Genomic DNA, 7,575 nt, shown 5'->3' with positions numbered 1-7,575 from the left:
GGATCTCGACCCGGTCGGGAAACGTACCCACGGAAAGCCGCACCTCTCCGCTGTCGGTGTACTTGATGGCGTTGGACAGCAGGTTACGCAGGATAGCGGTCAGCGCCATCTCGTCGGTCAGGATGGTAGCGGGCACGCCGTCGGCGCTGACCACTACGGTGACTGGCTTGTCTTCCGCCATCGGCCTGACGAGGCCGTGCAGCGCGGCGAGCAGCGCCGGCAGGCTGACCTCCGACGGCTCGATGACGAGCTGCCCCGACTCCGCCTTGGCGACGTCGAGGAGGTCGTTGACCAGGGTGAGCAGCGTGCCCGTCGAGTTCCTGATCAGGCCCACCTGGTACAGCTGCTCGGGACCGAGCCCGCCGCCGGGTTCGGCGAGCAGCCTGGTCAGCCCCAGGATTGAGTTCAGCGGCGTCCGCAGCTCGTGGCTGAGGTTGGCCCAGAACCTGTTCTTCGACTCCGAGGCGAGGCGCAGCTCCTCGGACTTCTCGTCGAGTTCCCTGTAGAGCGCGACGACGCCCCTGTTGGTCTGCTCGAGTTCGTCCGACAGCTCGCTGTAGAGGGCCATCACCCCGCGGTTGGTCTCCTGGAGCTCGGCGTTGAGCAGCAGCAGCTGTTCCTTCTGCTGCGTGACGTCGTCAAGCGCCGCGATGAGGTCCTGATTCTGCCGTCGCAGCTCCTCAAGCGACGACTCGGGCACCAGGGCCGCTAGCTGCTCGCGGAGGACGCGTTTGTCCGGCGCGATGTGCGGCGGGCGCCGCTTGGTCATCCGGATGAGCTTTCCCCTGGCCTGCACGGTGTCCATCAGGCGAGTCGCCGCGACCATCCCGTCCTTGGGCGGTTCGCCGTCGACCGTGACGGTGACCACCAGGCTGGCCTGGTCCGCCCCGAACGCGATGACAGCGGTCTGCCCGGCGGTGACCGTGCTGCGGCATATCTCGCTGAGCGCGGTCGCGACCCGGACCTGATCCTGCTGCTCAAGGGCGAGCCCGGCGGCCAGCTCGCGGCCGAGCCGGCGCGCGGCGAAGACCCCGGGCAGGTCCCGGACGTGCAGGTGCGCGAACTCATCGTCTGTCATGGCTTGAGCACCAGCACGCCGGCGTCGTCGCGGCGTGTCCCGGCCTCCGCGAGCAGCGCGGCGGCGATGACGAGCGGGTCCCTCGCGTTCAGCCCAGGGAGGGCCCCCGGTTCCCAGCGGGTGCTGATGCCGTCAGAATGCAGGATGATCGCCGCGCCGCGCGGAGCGGTGTACTCGAACTGGCGGATCGTCCGCGCCTGGTGGCCAGCGATCCCCGGTACCGAGAGCATGCTCCGGCGGGTGCCGTCGGCCAGGATCACCGCCGCGATGTTGCCAAGGCCCGCGAACCTGATGACCTCGCCGGCCACCTGGACGACGCCGATGGCGCCGCCGCGGGTACCGGCTATCCTGCGGTGCGCGCGCTCGACAAGCGCGGCGGGTTCTGCCGCTGGGTCCTCGAGGACCGCGGCCACCCCCTGCGCCGCGGCCGTCGCGGCGAGCGGGCCGTGGCCGAGTCCGTCACAGAGCACGCCGGTCACGCCGGCTTCGGTCTCCGCCGCGCCGAAGACGTCGCCGCAGTCGGTCTCGCCGGCGATCGGCCGGACCAGGCCGGCCTGGCGGACGGCGTAGTCCCGTGGCGCGGGCCAGAACCTGGCCACCAGCGCCGTGCCATGGCCAGGCACCGAATACAGGTCGCAGAAGTCGGCGAGCCTGTTGATCGCGCCGAGCCCGATGCCCAGGGTGCCGCTGGTGGAATGGCCGTCGCGCAGCGCGGCGCCGGAGTCACGCAAACCGGGTCCGGCGTCGATGGTCACCAGCTCGATCCCTGGTCTGTCGCCATCCCTGGTGATCCGCAGCAGCATGGAGCCCTCGCGGGCATGCTTGTGCAGGTTGGAGGCTGCCTCCGTCACCGCGAGCGCGAGCTCGTCGCCGCGGTGTGCGGGGAACCCGAGCCGGGCCGCCAGTGCGAGGGCGGCGCCGCGGCAGGCGGCGGCGGAGCTGGGATCCTCGACCCGCAGCCAGCGCAGGTCGCCGGGCGCCTGGGCGGTCAGCGACCGGTTCACCGTGACCATTTGACGACCACGACGCTGGTCCCGGCGCCCGGCTTTGAGGTCAGCTCGAACTCGTCGACGAGACGTCGCGCGCCGGACAGCCCGAGCCCGAGTCCGGTACCCGTGGTCCAGCCGTCGGTGAGCGCCAGCTCGATGTCGGGGATGCCGGGGCCTTCGTCCGTGAAATAGAGCTTGATACCCACCCGCCCGTTGGCCGACTTGACGACCTCCACCCGGGCCGCGCCGCCGTGCCCGTGGACCAGGGTGTTGCGCGCGAGCTCGCTCGCGGCCGTCACCAGCTTGGTCTGGTCCACCAGGGAGAGCCCGTTGTCGGCCGCCGCGTTCCTGACGAACTGGCGGACGCGCACCACGTCGTCTCCTGACTGGATGGGCAGCTCATCCATCAGGACTTTCCGTTCAGGAGCTCCAGGCCCTTCTCGGCGTTAAGCGCGGTGCGCACACCGCCAAGGGACAGGCCGAGCTCGGTGAGCGTGATCGCCACCGCAGGCCGCATGCCGACGAGGACCGTCTCGGCGTCGAACAGCCGCGAGATCGATCCGATCGTGGTCAGCATCCGGCCGATGAAAGAGTCAACGATCTCGACGGCGGTGATGTCGATGAGCACGCCGTGCGCTCCGGTGGCGCCCAGCTCGTCGGCCAGGTCTTCCTGGAGGCGGATGACGCTGTCGTCCTGCAAGTCGATCTGGATGGAGACGAAGAGGATTTCCCCGATCTTGAGGATCGGCACCCGTTCCATTAGGCGGGCACGACTTTCAGCCCGGCCTGGCGCAGCGCGAGGGCGAGCGCATCGGCGAGCGTCGCCTTGGTGGCGATGTCGCCGAACTCGATGCCGAGCGACACGATCGTCTGCGCGACCTGCGGCCGGATGCCCGAGATCGTGCACTCCGCCCCGAGCAGGCGCGCCGCGCTCACCGTCTTCAGGAGATGCTGCGCCACCTCAGTGTCCACCGTCGGCACGCCGGTGATGTCGATCACCGCGTGGTCGGCGCCGGTGGCCACCAGGGTGTCGAGGAGCTTCTCCATCACAAGCTGGGTGCGCGCCGAGTCGAGCGTGCCCACGAGCGGCACCGCGATGATGCCGTCCCACAGCCGCACGACAGGCGTGGACAGCTCGAGCATGGCGGCGGACTGGTCGGCGATGATCTGCTCACGCGCGGAAGAGTACGCCTCGAAGGTGCGCAGCCCGAGGTCGTCGACCATGCGAGAGAGCGAGTAGAACTCGGGCACCAGGTCGGCGGAGTCGGCCACCAGCTCGTAGACGGCCTCCTTGAGGGAGAACACGCCAATCGCGGTCTCGCTGGGCGAGAAACCGTCTCGCGCTCGGCCCCGGGACAGCTCGTCAAGCGTCGCCGTCAGCTCGCCGGCGGCATGCTCGTCCGCCCCGGACAGCACCCGCACGATCAGCGCGTACAGGTCTTCCAGTTCGCGTCGCACTTCCTCCCGCGACGTCCGGCCGCGAACCCCCGCCACGACCAGGTCAGTCCAGCGGCCGACAACCTTGTCATGGTGGTCGCGCAGGTATGCCGCCATGCGCTCGCTTGTACCGTCAACATCCATGGGTGAGCATCCTACGCGTAAGTAACCAGGGAGCGGCGATTTCTGCCATCAGGCTACATCGCCAGGCTAGCGAGCCGCCTCTTCACGTCCCCGGCCGCCGTCGGCCGATCCCAGCGACATGTACAGCCGGACGACTGTCCCGTTCTCGTCGGAGTTCAGTTCGACCCGGTCGCAGACCTGGTGCACGAGCCACAGGCCGTGCCCCCCTGAGGCGTTGGGCGGCGGCGGCTGACGGCCCACCATCGGGTCGGTGATGACCCCGCGATCGCGGATCTCGCAGACGAGTTCGGTCGCGTTGGACCTGATCTCCATCGACCCGGTCGAATGGGCGTGCCGGACGGTGTTCGCGGCGACCTCGCTGACGGCGATCACGAAGTCGATGACACGGGCATCGGGCAGGCCGGCTTTCCTGGCCTGTCGTTCCGCCAGGGCGCGTACCTCCGACAAGTTATTGCTGTAAAGGAAGGGCATGTCAGGCTTTCGCCGCGGGTAGATCGGTTTCCGGGACAGATCATAGCCGTGCTGGCTACGCACGTGCTTCCCTCGTTACCCGGTGGCAAACGCTGTATCACGTATGCCACCGAAGGCAGCAGCGGCGGGAACGGGAAGCGCCACGCGTCCGTTCTGAATACTTATTCTCCTCAGCCGACGAGCGTCTTGACCGCCGCCGTCATCTCCGCGACCGCCTTCTTCGCGTCGGCGAAGTACATGCTGGTCTTGGGGTTGGCGTACAGCTCGTTGTCGATGCCGGCGTAGCCGGTGCCCATGGAGCGCTTGACCACGATGATCGACTGCGCCTGGTCGACGTCCAGGATCGGCATGCCGGAGATCGCCGAGCCGGGCCTGCGGGCGGCCGGGTTCGTCACGTCGTTCGCGCCGATCACGAGCGCCACGTCCGCCCGCGGAAACTCCGGGTTGATCTCATCCATCTCCTTGAGCTGGGGATACGGCACGTTCGCCTCGGCGAGCAGGACGTTCATGTGACCGGGCATCCGGCCCGCGACCGGGTGGATCGCGTAGCTGACCTCGATACCGCGGTCCTCGAGCAGCGCCGCCAGCTCGGCGACGCCGTGCTGCGCCTGGGCCGCGGCCAGCCCGTAGCCGGGCACGATGATGACCTTGGAGGCGTAGGCGAGCTGGATGGCCGCGTCGTCGGCGGCGATCGACCGGATCTGGGCGTCGCCGGCCACTACCGCCGCGACCGCAGTGTCACCGGTGCCGAAGCCGCCGAGCATGATGTTGGCGAGCGACCGGTTCATCGCGTCGGCCATCAGCTTGGTGAGAATGCCGCCCGAGGCGCCGACGAGCGCCCCGGCTATGATCAGCGCCCAGTTCTGGATGACGAACCCGGCCATCGCGACCGCGGTGCCGGTGAACGCGTTGAGCAGCGAGATCACCACCGGCATGTCTGCGCCGCCGATCGGCAGCACCATCAGCACGCCGAACGCGAGCGAGGCCAGCACCACCAGCAGCAGCGCGGGCAGGCTCGCCGTGGTCAGCATGAACGCCGCCGACCCCAGCGCCACGACGACGAGCGCGAGGTTGATCGCCCGGCCGCCCTTGATCAGCACCGGCGAGCCGGTAATGAGGCCCTGGAGCTTGCCCGCGGCGATCAGCGACCCGGTGAACGTCACCGAGCCGATGAGCACGTCGAGCACCGTGAAGACCGTGGTGCTGCCGAGCACGCCGCCCGCGGCCGACTCGTCGTGGATGTAGCTGTAGATCGCGACCAGCGCCGCGGCGCCGCCGCCGACCGCGTTGAACATGGACACGAGCTGCGGCATGGCGGTCATCTGCACGGTCCTCGCGGACCACAGGCCGGCCGCCGCGCCGAGCAGGGCGCCGACGATCAGCACGGTCCAGCCGACCGCGGTGACGGTGCCTTCGTGGATCAGCAGGACCAGCGTGGCGATGACCGCGATCACCATCCCGGCCGTCGACACCTGGTTGCCGCGCCTGGCGGTGGCCGGCGAGTTCATCAGGTGCAGGCCGACGACGAAGCAGGCGGCCGCGAGCACGTAGACGAGCTGGATGCTGTTGGTGAAAGTGGTCATGACCGCACGCTCTCCCGCTGCTCCGCCCCGCCGGCGGCCTCGGCCGGCTGGGGCGCTGGGGCTGCCTTGGCCGGCGCGGGTGCGGCCTTGCGGCGGAACATCTTCAGCATCCGGCCGGTGACCACGTAGCCGCCGACCACGTTCGCGGCGGCGAAGAACGCGGCCACGAACGCGAGGATGTAGCCGACGGCGTTGTGCGCGGTCAGGCCGATGAGCAGCGCGCCCACTATGACGATCCCGTGGATCGAGTTGGCCGCCGACATCAGCGGCGTATGCAAGGTCGCGGGCACCTTGCCGATGACCTCGATGCCGACAAGCAGCGCCAGCACGAAGATGGTCAGGTCAGTTACCAGCGCGGTCGACATCGTCGGCTCCTCCGGTTCGGTCGGCGGGACGCAGCAGCTTCGCCACGGCCGGGTGCACGACCTGGCCGTCATGGGCGACGACGACCCCGGCTTGGATCTCGTCGGCCGGGTCGATGACGAGCGCGCCGTCGGTGACCATGGACAGCAGCAGCGCGGAGATGTTCCGCGAGTAGGCGTTGGACGCGGCGGTCGGCACGCTCGACGGCAGGTTCTGCGCGCCGATGATCGTGACGCCGTTCTCCGTCACCACGGTCTCGCCGGGCACCGATCCTGCGACGTTGCCGCCGAGTGCGCTGGCGCCCATGTCCACGATCACCGAGCCGGCGGCCATCGCCTTCACCGCGTCCTCGGTGACGAGCAGCGGCGGCCTGCGGCCGGGCACCTGCGCCGTGGTGATCACCACGTCGTGCCGCGCGATGTGCGCGGTCAGCTCGGCCTGCTGGGCCTGGCGTTCCTCGGCGGTCAGCTCGCGGGCGTAGCCGCCCTGGCCGGCGCCGTCGCTGACGGCCGTGAGCTCGATGAACGTGGCGCCGAGCGACTCCACCTCGCCTTTGGACGCGGGCCGCACGTCGTAGCCGCTGACCTGGGCGCCGAGCCGCCGCGCGGTGCCGATCGCCTGCAGGCCGGCGATCCCGGTGCCGAGCACGAGGAACTTGGCGGGCCGCGCCGTGCCCGCGGCGGTGATCAGCAGCGGGAAGAACCTGCCGTACGCTCCGGCCGCGATCAGCGTGGCCTTGTAGCCGGCCACGTTCGCCTGCGACGACAGCGCGTCCATCGCCTGGGTGCGGGTCAGCGTGCGCGGCAGCCCGTCCAGGGAGATCGCGGTCACGCCCTTGCCCGCGAGGGTCGCCGCCAGCGCGGGCTCGATGAGAGGCGACAGCATGCCGATCACCGTCTGGCCGGCCAGGAGCCTGCCGACCTGTGTCTCGTCTGGCCTGGTCACCGTCAGGATGACGTCCGCCGTCGCGTACAGGTCATCGGTCTTGACTATGCTCGCCCCGGCCTTGCTGTAGGCGCTGTCAGGGAACCAGGCGCCGTCTCCGGCACCCTGCTCGACCAGCACCTCGAGACCGGCCTGCGTCAGCCGCGGCACGGTCTCAGGGACCACGGCGACGCGCCGTTCGCCGGGCGCGCTCTCCTTAACGACAGCCACCTTCATCGGTGTGACCTTCTCATATAGGCACCCCATGCTTCGCTGTTCTGCGCGGTTTAACCGCGTTTCGACCCTAAACCGCGGTGGCCCGTGAGCGGTAGGACCAAAGGCCGTACGCTTCGCTAACGAGATGCGCGTCACAAGCCGGCTTAAGTGTTGTTGGTGCCCGGCGCAGACAGGGACCCGGCGCTCGCCTCCGTCCTGAGCAGGTCGCTTACCTTATCCCCAGCCGCGACGACCGCCCCGGCGTGCAGCCGCCCTGGCGACCGGGTCAGCCGCTCGATCGGGCCCGATACGGAGATGGCGGCGAGCACCTTGCCACCCGCGCCGCGGACGGGGGCGGACACCGAGGCGA

The 7,575-nt window shown here is 69.6% G+C and carries 10 protein-coding genes; all 10 read right to left on the bottom strand.

Annotated elements, in window-relative coordinates:
* Positions 1 to 1,078: histidine kinase dimerization/phospho-acceptor domain-containing protein (locus WA805_RS03765; protein ID WP_425241651.1), on the bottom strand; the 1,078-nt coding region annotated here is incomplete at its 3' end.
* A complete protein-coding gene (locus WA805_RS03760; RefSeq protein WP_425241650.1) occupies positions 1,075 to 2,091 on the bottom strand; it encodes an ATP-binding protein in 1,017 nt (338 codons plus the stop codon). The genes WA805_RS03765 and WA805_RS03760, both read right to left, overlap by 4 nt.
* Positions 2,079 to 2,474, bottom strand: coding sequence for an ATP-binding protein (locus WA805_RS03755; RefSeq protein ID WP_422339407.1), 396 nt, complete (start codon positions 2,472 to 2,474; stop codon positions 2,079 to 2,081). Before WA805_RS03755 ends, WA805_RS03760 begins: the two co-directional genes overlap by 13 nt.
* On the bottom strand, positions 2,474 to 2,827 hold the full coding sequence (locus tag WA805_RS03750; protein ID WP_422275554.1) for an STAS domain-containing protein: 354 nt from the start codon (positions 2,825 to 2,827) through the stop codon (positions 2,474 to 2,476). Before WA805_RS03750 ends, WA805_RS03755 begins: the two co-directional genes overlap by 1 nt.
* On the bottom strand, positions 2,827 to 3,648 hold the full coding sequence (locus tag WA805_RS03745; RefSeq protein ID WP_422275552.1) for an STAS domain-containing protein: 822 nt from the start codon (positions 3,646 to 3,648) through the stop codon (positions 2,827 to 2,829). Before WA805_RS03745 ends, WA805_RS03750 begins: the two co-directional genes overlap by 1 nt.
* A 66-nt stretch (positions 3,649 to 3,714) precedes the next feature.
* Entirely contained in the window at positions 3,715 to 4,095 is a 381-nt protein-coding gene (locus tag WA805_RS03740) for an ATP-binding protein (protein ID WP_422284784.1), read from the bottom strand.
* Between the two features lie 194 nt (positions 4,096 to 4,289).
* Positions 4,290 to 5,702 carry an NAD(P)(+) transhydrogenase (Re/Si-specific) subunit beta gene (locus WA805_RS03735; RefSeq protein ID WP_422325611.1) on the bottom strand — a complete coding sequence of 471 codons (1,413 nt, stop codon included), beginning with the start codon at positions 5,700 to 5,702 and terminating at the stop codon, positions 4,290 to 4,292.
* Entirely contained in the window at positions 5,699 to 6,067 is a 369-nt protein-coding gene (locus tag WA805_RS03730; RefSeq protein WP_422338483.1) for an NAD(P) transhydrogenase subunit alpha, read from the bottom strand. Before WA805_RS03730 ends, WA805_RS03735 begins: the two co-directional genes overlap by 4 nt.
* Positions 6,045 to 7,226, bottom strand: coding sequence for a Re/Si-specific NAD(P)(+) transhydrogenase subunit alpha (locus tag WA805_RS03725; RefSeq protein ID WP_422276236.1), 1,182 nt, complete (start codon positions 7,224 to 7,226; stop codon positions 6,045 to 6,047). The genes WA805_RS03730 and WA805_RS03725 overlap by 23 nt, the downstream gene beginning before the upstream one ends.
* Positions 7,227 to 7,369: 143 nt before the next feature.
* Positions 7,370 to 7,575: IclR family transcriptional regulator domain-containing protein (locus WA805_RS03720; RefSeq protein WP_425241649.1), on the bottom strand; the 206-nt coding region annotated here is incomplete at its 5' end.

It is taken from the genome of Trebonia sp. (genome assembly GCF_049794275.1).
Classification (GTDB): Bacteria; Actinomycetota; Actinomycetes; order Streptosporangiales; family Streptosporangiaceae; genus Trebonia.
Note: the sequence above shows the minus strand (reverse complement) of the source record. Positions and strands in the feature narration are given on the sequence as shown.